Genomic DNA, 14,801 nt, shown 5'->3' on the forward strand with positions numbered 1-14,801 from the left:
CGGTCGGTCGTGCGGTCGGTCAGTCGACGGGTGAGCGCAGGCTCGCGGCGGGCTCGGGGAAGCAGCGTGGATCGTCCCAGAGCAGCTGCAGGTCCCTCGCCCAGTGCAGGTCCGGCTCGTCGTCGGCGTCCGCGGTCAGCCGTAACGACAGGATGTGGCGCGGGAGTTCGGCGAGCGGCACGTCGGCCACCGAGGCGGTGAGCCGGTCGAGGAACGTGCTGCCGGGGCACGGCGGGTCCTCGTGCCCGGGGCCGGGGCAGCCGGTCCGGGACCACAGCAGGACCGGGACGGGGACGGTGAGGCCGACCTCGAAATACTGCCGTGCCGCCGCGGGCGGGGCGGCGTATCCCGCCAGCCCGGCCTCGCCGTCCCACAGCCGCTTGCGCAGGCTCGGCGGCCGCTCCCGGGTGCCGCACTCGACCCGGTGCACCTCGGCACCCCGTCCGGACTCCAGCCGCTGCCACTTCTTGCCCAGCTGGTGGCGCAGCCGGCCGCTGTGGTGGCGCGCCCGGTCGGTCACCACCAGGGGATAGGCGCACCCCAGGGGCGTGCTGTCGTCCGCGCTGCACTCCCAGTGCGCCACCGCCTCGTTGAGCCACTCGCGCGGCAGGACGAACGTCACCAGCTCGTCGGCGTCCGGGGCGAGATGGGCGACGGCCTCGTCAATGCGGCCCTGGACGTAGGCCCGCACACCGGTGCGCGGCAGCCGGCGCGCGCCCACCGGGCGGCGCCGTCCGTCGCGGTAGGCGGACACCTCCACGGTCACCTGGTCGGGTCCGGCGCCGCTGTGGTCGATCTCGACGACGACCGGGGACCAGGCGGGCGCGGCCGCGGGCGCCTGCGGCCGGGCCGGGCCCCCGTCCAGCAGGTCGCGCAGCCGGCCGGCGAACCGGCCCACCGCCCCCGGGTCGGGGACCTCCCACTGCACGTACGCGGCGGCCGCCCACAGGGAGGGGAAGCCGCCCGGCGGCAGGGGCGGCCCGAAGTCGCCCACCGCGTCCACGTACAGCCGGTTCGGATCGCACTCCCGGCCGTCCGCCGCGGCCCGCCGCAGCAGTGCGTACATCCGCCGCAGGGCGTCGCCCGGGTGGCCGGGGGTCGGCACCAGCTCGCCCAGCTCGGGCCAGTACCGGGCCATCACGTCCAGCGGCAGCATCCGGCCCTTGCGCACCTCCGGCGTGCCCGAGGTCGCGGTGACCATGCCGACCACCCTGCCGTCCGGCAGGGTCGCCGCGGCCCCGCTGAATCCGGCCACGAGCGGTTGCCCGTGCCCGTTCCACGCGACCAGTTCCAGCCATTCGTCGGCGATCAACTGCCCCGACACCGCCTGGTACTCGGCGAGCGTGCCCTCGTCGTAGCCCTCGGGGAAGCCGTAGGCGACCAGTTTGGGGTACGGCTCGGTGCACGCGGTGTCGGGCGCCGCGAAGTCGGCCGGGGCCAGCGGGACGTCGTGGTCCAGCTGGAGGACGGCGACGTCCCCGGGGTCGGTCGCGTCACCCGCCCAGCCGCCGTGGGCGACGACCGACGCCGGCAACTCGCCCAGGTCCCTGGCGTGCGGGAAGACCACGGTCACCGACGCCCGGTCGCTCCCGCTGACGACATGGGCGCAGGTGAGCACCCGTCGGCCGGCGACCAGGAAACCGGCCCCCACCTCGTCGCCGCAGTGGATCCGGGCATGCCAGGCGGTGCTGTTCATCAGTGGCCGGCGGACCCCGCGTCCGGCACGGTCTGCCCCGGCACGGCCCGGTCGGCCGCGTCCCCGGGCGGCGGCTTGGGGGCCCAGCTGAGCTTGACGACCAGATGGCCCTCGCCCGCGGCCTTCGCGATGACGGCGCCGGCCTCCGCGGACATCCGCACGCCGAACTCGATCTCCACCGCGTCGGGTTGCAGGCTCCCGCCCCTGAAGACCCGCAGCGCGGCGGAGGCCGCCGCCTGCACGCTCTCCAGCGCTCCCTCGAAGGTGCGCGCCGCGAGCGCGGGTCCGTCGCCGCGCGAGACGAGCCGGGTGCCGGATCTGGTGGCCACGCCCTCGACCACCACCAGCGCGCCGTCCTCCGTCGTGAACTCCACCAGAGCGTCCATGGTGAGGCCCGTTCCCCCTTTGTTCACCCGACTCGTGTCCAACTCCCATGTTACGGACGGTGCTTCGGGTGTCACACCGCTGCCGGCGGGTGGCGGGACATCCGCCGAGGTTGGCGAGAACCCGCCACTGCGCCAACCCGCCACGTCCGGTCAACTGCCCTGTCGTACATACCACCTGACACTCGACGCAGCACGCGACACGCTCGACACGACACGAGAAGAGGCGTGGATGACCAGAGGACCAGTCAGAAGCGGGACGGCACTGCTGGCGGCGGCACTGGTGGGGGCCCTGGTGCCCGCCGGGTCGGTGGCGGCCCGCCCGGCCGAGGCCCCGCACCCTTCCGGTTCGGCCACCACCGTCACCCTCGTCACCGGGGACGAGGTGACCGTCACCGGCCTCGGGCACGGCAGGCGGACGGTCACCGTGCGGCGACCCCCGGGCGCCACCGGCGCGGTGCGCACGCGGTCGAGCAACGGCGACCTGACCGTCGTGCCCGACGAGGCGCTGCCGTATCTGCGGGCCGGCACGCTGGACCGGCGGCTGTTCGACGTGAGCGGCCTGATCAGGCAGGGGCTCACGGACGCGAGCACGGACACGCTGCCGCTCATCGTGACCTACGGCAGGGGCGCCCGGGCCGCCACCCCGGCCGGGACCGAGCGGACCCGGAGCCTGCCCAGCCTGCGCGGGGCCGCCCTGGAGGCCGGCAAGGGGCGCACCTTCTGGCGGTCGTTCACCCACGGCGACGGGATCGGCAAGGTGTGGCTCGACGGCCGGGTGAAGGCCGACATGGCCGAGAGCAACGCCCAGATCGGCACGCAGGCCGCCTGGGACGCCGGGCTGACCGGCAAGGGCGTCACCGTCGCCGTCCTCGACACCGGCGTCGACCTGGGCCACCCGGACCTGACGGGCCGGGTGAGCGAGACCAGGAGCTTCGTCGACGGCGAGGACGTCGCCGACCGCAACGGGCACGGCACCCATGTCACCTCCACCGTCGGCGGCAGCGGCGCCGCCTCCGACGGCAGGGAGAAGGGGGTCGCGCCGGACGCGACGCTCGCCGTGGGCAAGGTGCTCGGCGACGAGGGCTCGGGCAGCGAGTCCCAGATCATCGCCGGCATGGAGTGGGCGGCACGCGACGTGCACGCCCGTGTCGTCTCCATGAGCCTCGGCTCCACCGACCCGAGCGACGGCACCGACCCGATGGCGCAGGCCGTCGACACCCTCTCCCGGGAGACCGGCGCGCTCTTCGTCGTCGCCGCCGGCAACACCGGCTCCCCGTCCTCCATCGGCTCGCCCGGCGCCGCCGACGCGGCCCTCACCGTCGGCGCGGTCGACTCCGCCGACCAGGCGGCCTACTTCACCAGCGCGGGCCCCCGCTACGGCGACAACGCCCTGAAGCCCGACCTCGCCGCCCCCGGCGTCGACATCCTCGCCGCCCGCTCCCAGCTGGTGTCCGGCAGCGGCTACTACACCTCCATGAGCGGCACCTCCATGGCGACCCCGCACGTCGCCGGGGTGGCCGCGCTGCTCGCCGAGGAACACCCCGACTGGACCGGCGCGCGGCTGAAGGACGCGCTGATGTCCACCTCCCGGCAGCTCGACGCCTCCGCCTACACCCTGGGCGCCGGACGCGTCAGCGTCCCGGACGCCGTCAAGGCCGCCGTCACCGCCACCGGCAGCGCCGACCTCGGCTTCTCCAGCTGGCCCTACGACGCCGACAAGCCGGTCACCAGGACCCTCACCTACGGCAACTCGTCCGACCACGACGTGCGGCTGAGGCTGTCCGTCCAGGGCGCCCCGGACGGCGTCGCCTCCCTCGCCGACCAGGAACTCACCGTCCCCGCCCACGGCACCGCCTCCACCACCGTCACCGGCGACGGCTCCAAGGCACCGGTCGGCGAGACCAGCGGCCAGATCCTCGCCGCGGACGAGTCCGGCACCACGCTCGCGCACACCGTGTTCGGGATGGTCAAGGAGGACGAGCGGTACACGCTCACCGTGCACGTCAAGGACCGCTCGGGCGCGCCCGCGGCCGCCGACCTCACCGTGCAGCGGCTCGCCGCGGGCGAGGACGCCCAGCCCGCCCACGTCGGCGGCTCCGGCACTCTCAGGCTCCGCCTGAAACCGGGCACCTACGCCCTGGCCTCCTTCCTCGACGTGCACGGCAGCCACGGCGCCGACTCCCTCGGCCTCGGCTTCCTCTCCGCACCCGAGGTCACCCTCGACCGGGACCGCGAAGTGACCCTGGACGGACGCCGGTTGCGCGAGGTGCGGGCACGCGTCGCAAGGCGCACCGAGACCCACCAGCTCCTCATGGAGTACGACCGCGACGCGGGCGGCGCCGACCTGTTCGGCGCGGTCCAGGTGCCCCTCACCTACGACAGCGTCTTCGCCGCACCCACCCCGGAGGTCACCCGAGGCACCTTCGAGTACCGCACCGTGTGGCGGCTGGCCGAGCCCCAGTTGGAGGTCGGGGGCGTCGGCGAGGCGACCGTCCAGGCGGGCGGCACCCTGATCCAGGGCCGCACGAGACTGCCTCTCGTCGACGTCGGGGACGGCCCCATGGCCTCGGTGTCCGGCAAGGCCGTGCTGGCCCGCCTCGACGCCGGCGCCGACCCCGCCGCGCTCGCCCAGGCCGCCCAGGACGCGGGGGCCAGGGCGCTGTTCGTCACCGACGACGCCCCCGGCCGGCTGATGGCCTGGTGGGGCACGGACGACGACGCCGACCGCCCCCTGCAGATCGCCACGGTGAACCAGGCGGACGCGGCCCGGCTGCGCGCGGCGAGGAGCGTCGACATGACCGGCACCCGCAACTCGCCGTACGTGTACGACCTGTCCGAGGGCCACCGGGGCGCGATCCCGGACCGGGACCTCACCTACGCGCCCACGCCCCGTGAACTCGCCGCCGTGCACGTCACGTTCCACGCCGCGCAGCCGATGAGCGGCGACGAGTTCCGCTACTCGCTCACCGGCGCCTTCCCCGTGGGCCTCGGCTTCCAGGAACGCGTCGACCTGCCCGCCGAGCGCACCGACTACGTCTCCACCGGCCCCGGCCAGCTGTGGCACGAGTCCGTCACGGCCCGCGACGGCGCCCTGGAGGAGCGCAGCGGCCTGGTGCGCTACACCGGCGGCACGCACCCCGCGCTGCACTGGTTCCGGCCGGTCTGGCACCCGTGGCTCGGCACCGGGCTCGGCTGGGGCCAGCAACGCGCCGGGAACGAGATCCAGCTGAACACCCCCGGCTGGGGCGACTCCGGGCCCGACCACACCGGCTTCGGCGACGTGTGGAGCGGGGAGAGCGGCATGACCCAGACCACCGCCGCCTACCTGGACGGCACCCTCGTCGACCGGCGCACCGGCTCCGCCGCCTACGTGTGGGACGCGCCCGCCGACGAGCACACCTACAAGGTGGTCACCGACACCGCCCTCGACCCGGCCCGGTGGCGGCCCGGCACCCAGGGGCACACCGAGTGGACCTTCCGCTCGGCGGCCACCCCGGAGGACCACTGGACCACCCTGCCGCTGATCAACCTCGCCTTCGGCATCGACACCGGCCTCACCGGCACCGCGCGCGGCGGCCGGCGCACACCGGTCACGCTCGGCGCCCAGTACGTGGCGGGCGCCGCGGGCACCGGCACCCTCGGCGGGGGCCGGCTGGACGTGTCGTACGACGGGGGCGCGACCTGGCGGCAGGTCCGGCTCACCGCCGGTGCCGGAGCGTCCTGGCACGGCACGCTCACCGTGCCGCGCACCGCCGCGTCCGTCTCGCTGCGGGCCTCGGCCCACGACGACCGCGGCGGCTCGGTGACCCAGCGGATCATCAGGGCGGCCGGCGTGGAGTGACCTGGCTAGGGCCCGGGGTGGTGCGTGGAACCGGCCGGGCCCGCGGGGGCCACGACACCCCGGACCACCCCCAGCTCCACCAGGTCCCGCGGCCGGATGCGCAGCTGGCCCGCGGTCGCCTCGACCTCCTGGGGCGGCCGCTTCAGGATCGCGGCCGCGAGCTCCGGCGCGATCACCGAGAAGTAACTGTCCGGCGTGGCCCAGGTGTTGCCGGGCGCGGCCAGTGCAAGGGCCCCGCCGGAGCCGCCCTCGCCGATGACGAGGGTGGTGACCGGCACCCGGGCGGCGGCTATCGCCCCGAAGACCTCCGCGATCGCCGCCCCGGCGCCCTCCCGCTCGGCCTCCGCGTCGTTCGCGGCCCCCGGGGTGTCCACCAGGGTCAGCACCGGGATGCCGAGCCGGTCCGCCAGCCGGATCAGCCGCGCCGCGGTCCGGTACCCGGCGGGCCGGGTCGCCGTCCCGGTCTGTGCGGCGTACGCGACGGTACGGCCGGCGTGCTCCCCGAAGCCGCACAGCATCCCCGCGGAGTCGGTGCCGCCGCACCGGTCACCGTCGATGCGCACCCGGCGCGTGAAGTAGGCGTCCAGGTATTCCCCCGCCCGGGGACGTCCGGCGGCACGGGCGCGCCGGACGGCGTCCCACCCGGTGCCGGACGCCCCGCCGTCGCCCAGCGCGTCCGGCACGGGGGCGCACCCCGGGGAGTGCGGGCCGGCCAGCAGCCGCAGGAACTCGCCCAGCACGCCCTTGAGTTCCACTGCGGGCACCACCGCGTCCGCCGCTCCCGACGCCACCTGGGACTCCGCGGTGTAGGCGGCGGGGTCGGCGCCGGGCGGGCGGACGCGGGAGCCGGCGAAGCCCACCTGGGCGCCCGGCAGGGCCAGGACCACGTCGGCGCCCGCGCCGAGCGTGGCCCAGCCGCCGCCGGTGGTCGGGTCCCGCAGGACCGCGATCTGTGCCAGCCCCGCCTCCCGGGTGAGCGCCGACTGCCGTGCCACGCGCTGCAGCTGGGTCAGCGCGATCATGCCCTCCTGCATCCGGCTGCCCCCGGTCGCGATCAACGGCACCACCGGCAGCCGGTGTTCGCGGGCGTGTGCGTACGCCGCCTCCAGCCGGTCCCCGGTGCGCTCGCCCAGCGAGCCGCCGAGGAAGCCGAACTCGAAGACGATCAGCACGGCCCGGGTGCCGTCCACGGTCGCGGTGCCGGCGACCACCGACTCCGTCTCGCCGGTGCGCCCGGCGGCACGGGCGCGCGAGGCGTCGTAGCCATGCCAGCCCAGTGGCCCGTCCGGCGCCGACTCCCGCCCGGGGGAGGGGAGTTCGGCGAAGCTGCCGGCGTCCGCGACGAGTGCCAGGACCTGCCGCGCCGAGTGCCGCTCAGGCATCGGCCAGCGCCCGCTTCATGATCTTCCCCATGTCGTTGCGGGGCAGCGCCTCCAGGTAGCGGACGACCCGCGGACGCTTGTGCGGGGCGAGCCGCCGGGCCACGTGGTCGGCCAGCTCCCCGGCGGCGGGCGGCGCCTGCGGGTCCGCCGGGACGATCCACGCCACGATCCGCTCGCCCAGGTCCGCGTCCGGCTCCCCGGTGACCGCGGCCTCGCTCACCCCGGGGTGCTCCAGCAGCGCGTTCTCGATCTCACCCGCCCCGATCTTGTAACCGCCGCTCTTGATCAGGTCGGTGGCCTTGCGGCCCACGATCCGCACGTACCCGTCGGCCTCCCGCACGGCCATGTCCCCGGTGCGGAACCAGCCGTCCTCGGTGAACGCGGCGGCCGTCGCGTCCGGCCGGTTCAGGTACTCGGTGAACAGGTTCGGGCCGCGCACCTGGATCTCGCCGACCGTCTCCCCGTCGTACGCGGTGATCCGCGTGCCGTCCTCCTCCACCAGCCGCAGCTCCACACCCGGCAGCGGCACCCCGACCGTCCCGGCGCGGGCCTCGCCGTCGGCGCGCACGCTGGTGTTCATGAGCGTCTCGGTCATGCCGTACCGCTCGATCACCCGGCGTCCGGTGGCCGCCGCGATCCGCTCGTGGTCGTGGACGGGCAGCGCGGCCGAGCCCGAGACCAGCAGCCGGGCCCCGCCGAGCGCCTTCGCCAGCTCCGGGTCGCCCGGCAGCGCCTCGGCGATGCGGTGGTACATCGTCGGCACCCCGAACAGCATGGTCGCGCCGGCGGACAGCTCCCGGGCCACGCCCTCGGTGGAGAACCGCCCCAGGTGCCGCACCGAGCCGCCGCGCCGCAGCGGGCCGAGCGTCCCGAGCACCAGCCCGTGCACATGGAACAGCGGCAGCCCGTGCACCAGCACGTCCGCCTCCGTCCACCGCCAGGCGTCGGCGAGCGCGTCCAGGGTCGTGGCCAGGGCCCGGCGCGGGATGACCGCGCCCTTGGGCGGGCCGGTGGTGCCGGACGTGTAGACGATCAGCGCCGGATCGCCGTCCGCGGCCCGCTCCTCGGGCGCGCTCCCGGCGGCGGACGCGTCGACGTCGGCCCGCGGCAGGTCGCCGAGCACGGCGGGCAGTTGGGCGCCGGGCGCGGCGAGCACCAGCGACGGTGCGCTGTCGGCGAGGATGTGCGCCAGCTCCTTCTCGCCCGACTTCGGGTTCAGCGGCACCGCGGCGACCCCGGCGAGCAGCGTGGCCGTGACGGCGACGGCGGTCTCCAGCTCGGGCGTGGCCCACACGGCGACCCGGCGGTGGTCCCGCAGCCGGTCGGCGAGCGCGCCCGCCGCCCCCGCCAGCGCGCCGTACGTCAACGACCGTTCGCCGAACCGCAGGGCGACCCGCTCGCGCGGACCGTTCACCAGGGCGGGAAAGAGACAGGACACGCGGCGTACTCCTCGGGTCTCGGGGACGTCAGCACCCTTCCTACACCAGGAGCCTCGTGCCGACGACCGTGCTCAGGTCGGGCGCCAGCCGCAGTTCGGCCGCCCGGAGCGCCGGATGCTCCAGCCAGTGCAGCCGGGCCCGGTCGACCTCGCCCTCGTGCAGCGGCGGCCAGCCGGTCGCCGGAGTGAAGTCGTCCACGACGACCGTCCCGCCGGGCACGAGCAGCCGCTCCACCTCGGCCGGCCGGTCCCCGGCCGCCTTGCCCTGCCCGCCCCCGTCCAGGACGAGCAGGTCGAACGGGCCGTGCTCCTCGATCCGCCGCCAGTCGCCGGTGAGCACGGTGACGTCGGCGTGCCCGGCGAACACGTCCCGGGCCAGCCGCGCCCGCGCGGGATCCCGCTCGACGCCGTACACCCGCACCCCGGGCCCCGCCCCCGACAGCAGCCAGGCCAGCCCGACCCCCAGCCCGCTGCCGGTCTCCCCGATCCGCACCCGCGCCCCGCCCGCCAGCGCGTGCAGCAGGCGGCCCTGTTCGGGGCGGCAGGAGTACGGGAAGCGGTGGGCGCGGGCGGCGGCGAGGGCACGCCGGACCAGGGGCGGGAGGCCGTCGACGCCGGTGTACGCGTCGGTACCGAAAGTCGCCATGCCCGTTTCTACCGGAGTGCCGGGCCCCGGCGGGCGACTTCCGTCCGGTCGCGGGGCCCCGCTACCCGATCGGGGCGGCCGCCCGGTCCGGGGCGACCACGTCGGCGACGGTTGTTAGCCTCGCCGGTGCCGAACCCACGATCGAACGCCGATCGAACCGCCGTACGACAGGGAGTCCGCCGTGCCCCGCATCGCCCTCGCCACCTACGATCCCGGGGCCGAGCCCGGCAAGGACGCCGACCTGCCGGTGCTGGTGCGGGCGCTCACGGAGGCCGGCGCGCACGCGGAGGCCCGGTACTGGGACGACCCGGACGCGGACTGGGGCGGTTACGACCTGGTGGTCATCCGCTCGACCTGGGACTACAGCTGGCGCGCCGAGGAGTTCGCGGCCTGGGTGGAGCGGGCCGCGCGGGCGACCCGGGTCGCCAACCCGGCCGGCGTCGTGCGCTGGAACACCGACAAGCGGTACCTGGGGGAGCTGGCCGCGGCCGGTGTGCCCACCGTGCCCACCCGCTACATCGCGCCGGGCGAGCCGGCCGCTCTCCCGGCGGACCACGAGTACGTGATCAAGCCGACCTCCGGCGCGGGCGCCCGGTTCGCCGCCCGGTACACGCCCGACGAGCACGACACGGCGGTACGGCAGCTCGCGCGGATGCACGCGGAGGGCTTCACCGCGATGGTGCAGCCCTACCTCGCGGGCATCGAGGTCACCGGGGAGCGGGCGCTGCAGTTCTTCGGCGGCCGGCTGCTGCACGCGAGCCGCAAGGGGCCCGTCCTCGCGCCCGGCACGCCGTACGACGCCGAGAAGGTCGCCCACCCCGACCTGACGCCCTGGCAGCCGACGGAGGCCGAACTCGCCGTCGCCCACAAGGCGCTGGCGGCCGTCCCCGGCACGGCCGAGCCGCTGTACGCCCGGGTGGACCTCGTCGACGGGGAGGACGGCGCGCCCCGCCTGATGGAACTGGAACTGGTGGAGCCCAACCTCTTCCTGTGGCTGCACCCGCAGTCCCTGCCCCACGTCACCCGGGCGATCCTGGCGGCCGCGGCGCACTAGGACCCCTGCGGCCTCCCGGTCCGCCCGTGCGGCGGCACGCGACCGCACCGGGGTCAGGTCACGAGGGCCGTGCGCTGCAGCAGGCCCCAGGTGAACTCCGCGACCACCTCGTGGCGTTCGCCGTCCCGGTCGGGCGCGGTGAACGCCAGTCCCCAGCGGGTGGGCGCCGTGCCCTCCAGCGGGCGCGCGGGCGCGAAGGCGCGGGCCGCCTCGTCCACCGTGCAGGACCAGGGGACGAGGTCCTCCAGGCTGCGCAGCTCCGGGGCGGGCGCGCCCGGAGCGCGTACCAGCCACTCGTTCCACACGCCCCCGTCCGGCCCGACCAGCACCTCGAAGCGCAGGTCGGGCCAGAGGGGCAGGGCCCAGCGCCGGGCCTCGCAGTCGACGTCGCCCAGCCTGCGCGGCAGCACGGACTCCGGTTCGCCGAGGACCGAGCGGTACCGGGACGCGGCGGACCGTGACCTGGGGGAGCGGACCATCGCCTGCCACCGCTTGTTGGTCTCCCGCATGTCGGCGAGCGACGCGCCGAGGCGCCGCCGGGCGTCGTCGACCAGGTCCGGGTTGTGGTCGGCCATGCGCCGCAGCAGCACCAGCTGGAAGTCGAGGTTCATGACCCCCATGGTGCCGAGCGCGCTCCCGGGCCATTGCCCGCGCATCCGTCGGTGGCTAGCCTGTGTTCGCCATGCCGATCGTCTGTTGATATCTCGAACAGGTATCACGAGAACAGGCACTTAGACCCAAGGGAGGGGGCCGGACGTGGGACGCCTCGTGCCTGCCGTGACCCGGGCTCTCGACATTCTTGAGCTGTTCCTCGACGGGGACGGAACGCTCTCCGCCCCCGACATCGTGCGCAGGCTGCAGCTGCCGCGCACCACCGTGCACGAACTGGTCACCACGCTCGCGGCCCGCTCGTACATCGTGTCCGTGCCGGGACAGCCCGGACGCTACCGGCTCGGCGTGCGGCCCTACCAGCTCGGCAGCCGCTACGCCGAGCAGCTCGACCTCGCCGCCGAGGGCCAGCAGGTGGCCCGCTCGGTCGCCGAGACCTGCGACGAGACCGTCCACGTGGCCATCCTCGAGGGCACCGACGTCATCTACATCGCCAAGGTCGACTCCACGCACGCGGTGCGCATGGTCTCGGCCGCGGGGCGCCGCCTCCCGGCGCACTGCACCTCCGTCGGCAAGATGCTGCTGGCCTCGCTGCCCGAGCAGGAGCTGACCGCGCGGATCCCGGACGGCGCCGAACTCACCGCGATGACGCCGAACAGCATCACCGACCCGGCCGCCCTGCGCGAGTCCCTGGCCGAGATCCGGCAGCGGGGCGTCGCGGTGGAGAGCCGCGAGTCCAACCCGGACGTGTCCTGCGTGGCCGCGCCGGTCCGCGACCGCACGGGCCAGGTCGTCGCGGCCCTGTCCATCTCCGTGCCCATGATCCGCTGGAGCGAGGAGCGCCGGGCCGAGCTGGAGCAGCTGTCGGCGAAGGGCGCGGCGGAGCTGTCGGAGCGGCTCGGGCACCGGGGCGTGGCGTGAGCGCGTACGAGGTCGCTGTACGGGCCGAGGCGGCCCTCGGCGAGGGCCCGACCTGGGATCCGGCCACCGGGCGCCTGGTCTGGCTCGACATCCTGGGGATGCGCGTGCACACGTACGACCCCGGTTCGGGACGCCGTACGATCCGGACGACGGAACAGCACGTGGGCGCGGCCAAGCCCCGGGCGGGCGGCGGTCTGGTGCTGAACCTGAGGGACGGGGTCGGCCTGCTGGACCCCGACGACACGTTCCGCTGGCTGCACCACGAGCCGGTGCCGGGCCGCCGGGGCAACGACGCCGCGGTGGCCCCCGACGGCTCGCTCTGGGCCGGCACCATGCGGTACGACGAGGCGACCGGCGGCGGCACGCTGACCCGTCTGACGGCCGACGGTGCGGCGCGCACGGTCCTCACCGGCGTCACCGTCAGCAACGGCACCGGCTGGAGCCCGGACGGCCGCCTCATGTACCACGCCGACACGCCGACCCGCCGCGTGGACGTCTTCGACCACGAGGACGGACGCGTCGCCGACCGCCGTCCGCTGGTGGAGATCGAGGAGGGCGCGGGATTCCCGGACGGGCTCACGGTCGACGCCGACGGCTGCGTCTGGGTGGCCCTGTGGGACGGCGGAGCGGTACGCCGGTACACGCCCGCCGGCGAGCTGGACCGCGTGATCACGCTGCCGACCCCGCGCACGACGGCCTGCGCGTTCGGCGGCGCCACGCTCACCGACCTGTACGTCACGACGGCCCGCACGGGCCTGACCTCACCCCACCCCGTCGCCGGCTCCCTCCTGGTCGTCCCCGGCGCAGGCCAGGGCCTCCCCCAACCACCGTTCACCGGCTGACCGGAACACCCCCGAAGGCGCACGGGGAACTGCGCGACCAGCCCGACACACCCGCACCGGACGACGGCCTCAGCCGCCCCCCACCACACTCTTCGCCGCATCCCCCGCGCGGGAGCGCACCTCGGACAGGGCCTCCGGCCGACGCAGCGCACGTGACACCGCGGCGATGTCGCGAAGCAGACTCATCGCGTCGGCCTCGGACACCGGATCCGGCGCCCGCCCCTCCGTCCCGACCGCGTCGAGGAGCCCCACCGCCGCGCCCAGCGCCCGCGCCCGCCCCGGCGCATGCCCCAGGCCGAGCGCGGCCTCGTACGCCCTCCTGCCGAGGTCGGCGTCGATGCGCCGGGCCAGCGGCAGCAGCGCGTCCCGGATGAACGTCTCGCGCCGGGTCAGCCGCAGCTCGGGCGTGGCCCGCAGCGCGAACGGCACCCCCTCGCCGCTCACCGCGCACAACAGCCGGTACAGGGGCCCGAGTTCGCGATGCGCGAGCCGCAGCCGCCACTGGTCGTGCAGCCACTGGCCCACGTGCGGCAGGATGAAGCCGGCGGCGACGAGGATGGCGGACAGCGAGGCGACCGGCGGTGCCAGATCCGTGCTCAGCCAGTCCACCCGGCGCCCGAACCACCGCGCGACGACGGCGGTCAGCTTGGCCGCGTCGTAGATCAGGTTCAGCGCGTAACCGCCGCCCAGCAGCCGCAGCCCCCAGCGCAGCAAGGCGTCGAGGCCGTCGGCGTGCGCCCAGTTCCAGATCAGCCGGGCGGTGATCAGACAGGCCACGGTGTGCGCCAGCAGGTAGAGCAGGATCTCCTCGCGCATGAACGGCGTACGGGCGTAGTACGTGTCCAGGTCCCGCACCCGCTCCACCGGCACGTCCGCGAGCAGGAACAGCGCCCACAGCGCCACGATCACCGCGGCGTACGCCGAGACCACCCGGCGTCGGGCGCGCCGGGTGACGCCCGAGCGGTCGCACCGGCCGTTGCGCCAGGTGACGATGAGCAGCAGACAGGAGCCGGACATCGCGGTGATGAGCGAATAGCACCAGGGCGCCGAGAAGTTGGGCACGCCGGTCACCCGGTTCACCCGGGCGATCATGGACGGCGTGCAGAACACGAACACCGCGCAGGCGAGCAGCAGCAGCCCGCCGACCGCGCGCAGCAGCGGGTCCCGCCACAGCCGGATGATCGAGGGCAGCTTGATCAGCAGCGCGGCGGTGAGCAGCGCGGTGGGGATCCAGAAGGAGATGTAGAACTCGCCCAGCAGGCCCGAGGGGTCGAGCGCCAGCGCGTTCACCGCGCGGCTCCGCCCCGTCCGCGGTAGCCGAGGGCGCGTTGCAGCGCGTCCGGCGGGGCGTCGGCGCCCCCGGACACCTGGGACCGGAACAGCGTGGCCAGCCGGTGGCCGAAGTCGTCGGCCTCGGCCTCGTCGGCCTCCCGGGAGCCGTTGCGGGCGGCGACCGTGAGGGCGTCGCGCCAGCCGGGCGTGCCGGCGAACGCGCGGGCCGCCGCGGCCCCGGCCAGGTGGTGGTGCCGGTGCCCGGCGTGCAGATGCCACAACTCATGGCCCAGGATGACCAGTTGCTGCACCGACTCGGCCCGCTCCTCCACGATGACCAGGTCGAAGTCGGCGAACTCCACCCACAGTCCGGTGACCTCGATCTCGTCCGGGAAGCGCTCGAACCGCAGCTCCACCGGCCGTCCGCCGCGCAGCGCGCTCATCTCCTCGCACAGCGCCCGGCACAACTCCCGTACCCCGTCCGGCGGCCGGGGCCGGGCGCGGACCGCGGCGGCGAGGTCGCCGGCCAGGGTGCGCATCGCCGAGCCCGGGCGGGAGCGCCGCAGCCGTGCGGTCAGGCGTGCCGCCCGCTGTCGCGCACCCGCGATGCCCATCGGTCCCCCTTCTCACCGCCGGTGTGCGGCCGGTCCGAGCGTACGCGCCCGGATGCGCCCGCGTCATGCGATCCCGGCGAGCATCGTTCACCCCGCAACC

12 protein-coding genes are annotated in these 14,801 nt (G+C 75.4%); 4 read left to right on the forward strand and 8 right to left on the reverse strand.

Going from position 1 to position 14,801, the window contains the following annotated elements; translation table 11 throughout:
• Positions 1 to 19: 19 nt before the first annotated feature.
• Positions 20 to 1,696 carry a VMAP-C domain-containing protein gene (locus ACZ7FF_RS01560; RefSeq protein ID WP_470808548.1) on the reverse strand — a complete coding sequence of 559 codons (1,677 nt, stop codon included), beginning with the start codon at positions 1,694 to 1,696 and terminating at the stop codon, positions 20 to 22.
• Complete coding sequence (locus ACZ7FF_RS01565) at positions 1,696 to 2,082, reverse strand: CU044_2847 family protein (RefSeq protein WP_470808550.1); 387 nt, start codon at positions 2,080 to 2,082, stop codon at positions 1,696 to 1,698. Before ACZ7FF_RS01565 ends, ACZ7FF_RS01560 begins: the two co-directional genes overlap by 1 nt.
• Positions 2,083 to 2,311: 229 nt before the next feature.
• Here ACZ7FF_RS01565 and ACZ7FF_RS01570 point away from each other — a divergent pair, with 229 nt between their 5' ends.
• Positions 2,312 to 5,923 (forward strand): S8 family serine peptidase, encoded by a 3,612-nt coding sequence (locus tag ACZ7FF_RS01570; RefSeq protein WP_470808552.1) that lies wholly within the window; start codon positions 2,312 to 2,314, stop codon positions 5,921 to 5,923.
• Between the two features lie 5 nt (positions 5,924 to 5,928).
• Here ACZ7FF_RS01570 and ACZ7FF_RS01575 read toward each other — a convergent pair whose 3' ends face one another.
• The 3 genes from ACZ7FF_RS01575 to ACZ7FF_RS01585 are packed head-to-tail and all read right to left on the reverse strand — an operon-like array spanning position 5,929 to position 9,389.
• A complete protein-coding gene (locus ACZ7FF_RS01575) occupies positions 5,929 to 7,305 on the reverse strand; it encodes a carboxyl transferase domain-containing protein (protein WP_470808554.1) in 1,377 nt (458 codons plus the stop codon).
• Positions 7,298 to 8,743, reverse strand: coding sequence for an acyl-CoA synthetase (locus tag ACZ7FF_RS01580; protein ID WP_470808556.1), 1,446 nt, complete (start codon positions 8,741 to 8,743; stop codon positions 7,298 to 7,300). The genes ACZ7FF_RS01575 and ACZ7FF_RS01580 overlap by 8 nt, the downstream gene beginning before the upstream one ends.
• A gap of 40 nt (positions 8,744 to 8,783) precedes the next feature.
• Positions 8,784 to 9,389, reverse strand: a complete 606-nt coding sequence (locus ACZ7FF_RS01585) for an O-methyltransferase (RefSeq protein ID WP_470808558.1) — start codon at positions 9,387 to 9,389, stop codon at positions 8,784 to 8,786.
• Positions 9,390 to 9,570: 181 nt separating this feature from the next.
• On the opposite strand from ACZ7FF_RS01585, the gene ACZ7FF_RS01590 reads away from it, so the two are divergent.
• Entirely contained in the window at positions 9,571 to 10,443 is an 873-nt protein-coding gene (locus tag ACZ7FF_RS01590) for an ATP-grasp domain-containing protein (RefSeq protein WP_470808559.1), read from the forward strand.
• Between the two features lie 53 nt (positions 10,444 to 10,496).
• On the opposite strand, the gene ACZ7FF_RS01595 is transcribed toward ACZ7FF_RS01590, so the two are convergent.
• Positions 10,497 to 11,054, reverse strand: a complete 558-nt coding sequence (locus ACZ7FF_RS01595; RefSeq protein WP_470808560.1) for a hypothetical protein — start codon at positions 11,052 to 11,054, stop codon at positions 10,497 to 10,499.
• 145 nt (positions 11,055 to 11,199) lie between these two features.
• On the opposite strand from ACZ7FF_RS01595, the gene ACZ7FF_RS01600 reads away from it, so the two are divergent.
• Positions 11,200 to 11,973, forward strand: a complete 774-nt coding sequence (locus ACZ7FF_RS01600) for an IclR family transcriptional regulator (RefSeq protein WP_470808562.1) — start codon at positions 11,200 to 11,202, stop codon at positions 11,971 to 11,973.
• Positions 11,970 to 12,815 (forward strand): SMP-30/gluconolactonase/LRE family protein, encoded by an 846-nt coding sequence (locus tag ACZ7FF_RS01605; RefSeq protein ID WP_470808564.1) that lies wholly within the window; start codon positions 11,970 to 11,972, stop codon positions 12,813 to 12,815. The genes ACZ7FF_RS01600 and ACZ7FF_RS01605 overlap by 4 nt, the downstream gene beginning before the upstream one ends.
• Positions 12,816 to 12,884: 69 nt before the next feature.
• Here the strand turns inward: ACZ7FF_RS01605 and ACZ7FF_RS01610 are convergent, their stop codons facing one another.
• Positions 12,885 to 14,105 (reverse strand): MAB_1171c family putative transporter, encoded by a 1,221-nt coding sequence (locus ACZ7FF_RS01610; protein ID WP_470808566.1) that lies wholly within the window; start codon positions 14,103 to 14,105, stop codon positions 12,885 to 12,887.
• Positions 14,102 to 14,701 (reverse strand): toxin-antitoxin system, toxin component family protein, encoded by a 600-nt coding sequence (locus tag ACZ7FF_RS01615; RefSeq protein WP_470808568.1) that lies wholly within the window; start codon positions 14,699 to 14,701, stop codon positions 14,102 to 14,104. The genes ACZ7FF_RS01610 and ACZ7FF_RS01615 overlap by 4 nt, the downstream gene beginning before the upstream one ends.
• Positions 14,702 to 14,801: the final 100 nt, after the last annotated feature.

The sequence above is a fragment of the Streptomyces sp. NPDC037126 genome (assembly GCF_055605965.1).

Bases quoted from the DNA above. Each gene is read 5' to 3' on its own strand.
- ACZ7FF_RS01575 (WP_470808554.1), bottom strand. From the start codon at position 7,305: ATGCCTGAGCGGCACTCGGCGCGGCAGGTCCTGGCACTCGTCGCGGAC.
- ACZ7FF_RS01615 (WP_470808568.1), bottom strand. From the start codon at position 14,701: ATGGGCATCGCGGGTGCGCGACAGCGGGCGGCACGCCTGACCGCACGG.
- ACZ7FF_RS01560 (WP_470808548.1), bottom strand. From the start codon at position 1,696: ATGAACAGCACCGCCTGGCATGCCCGGATCCACTGCGGCGACGAGGTG.
- ACZ7FF_RS01570 (WP_470808552.1), top strand. From the start codon at position 2,312: ATGACCAGAGGACCAGTCAGAAGCGGGACGGCACTGCTGGCGGCGGCA.
- ACZ7FF_RS01595 (WP_470808560.1), bottom strand. From the start codon at position 11,054: ATGAACCTCGACTTCCAGCTGGTGCTGCTGCGGCGCATGGCCGACCAC.
- ACZ7FF_RS01565 (WP_470808550.1), bottom strand. From the start codon at position 2,082: ATGGACGCTCTGGTGGAGTTCACGACGGAGGACGGCGCGCTGGTGGTG.
- ACZ7FF_RS01585 (WP_470808558.1), bottom strand. From the start codon at position 9,389: ATGGCGACTTTCGGTACCGACGCGTACACCGGCGTCGACGGCCTCCCG.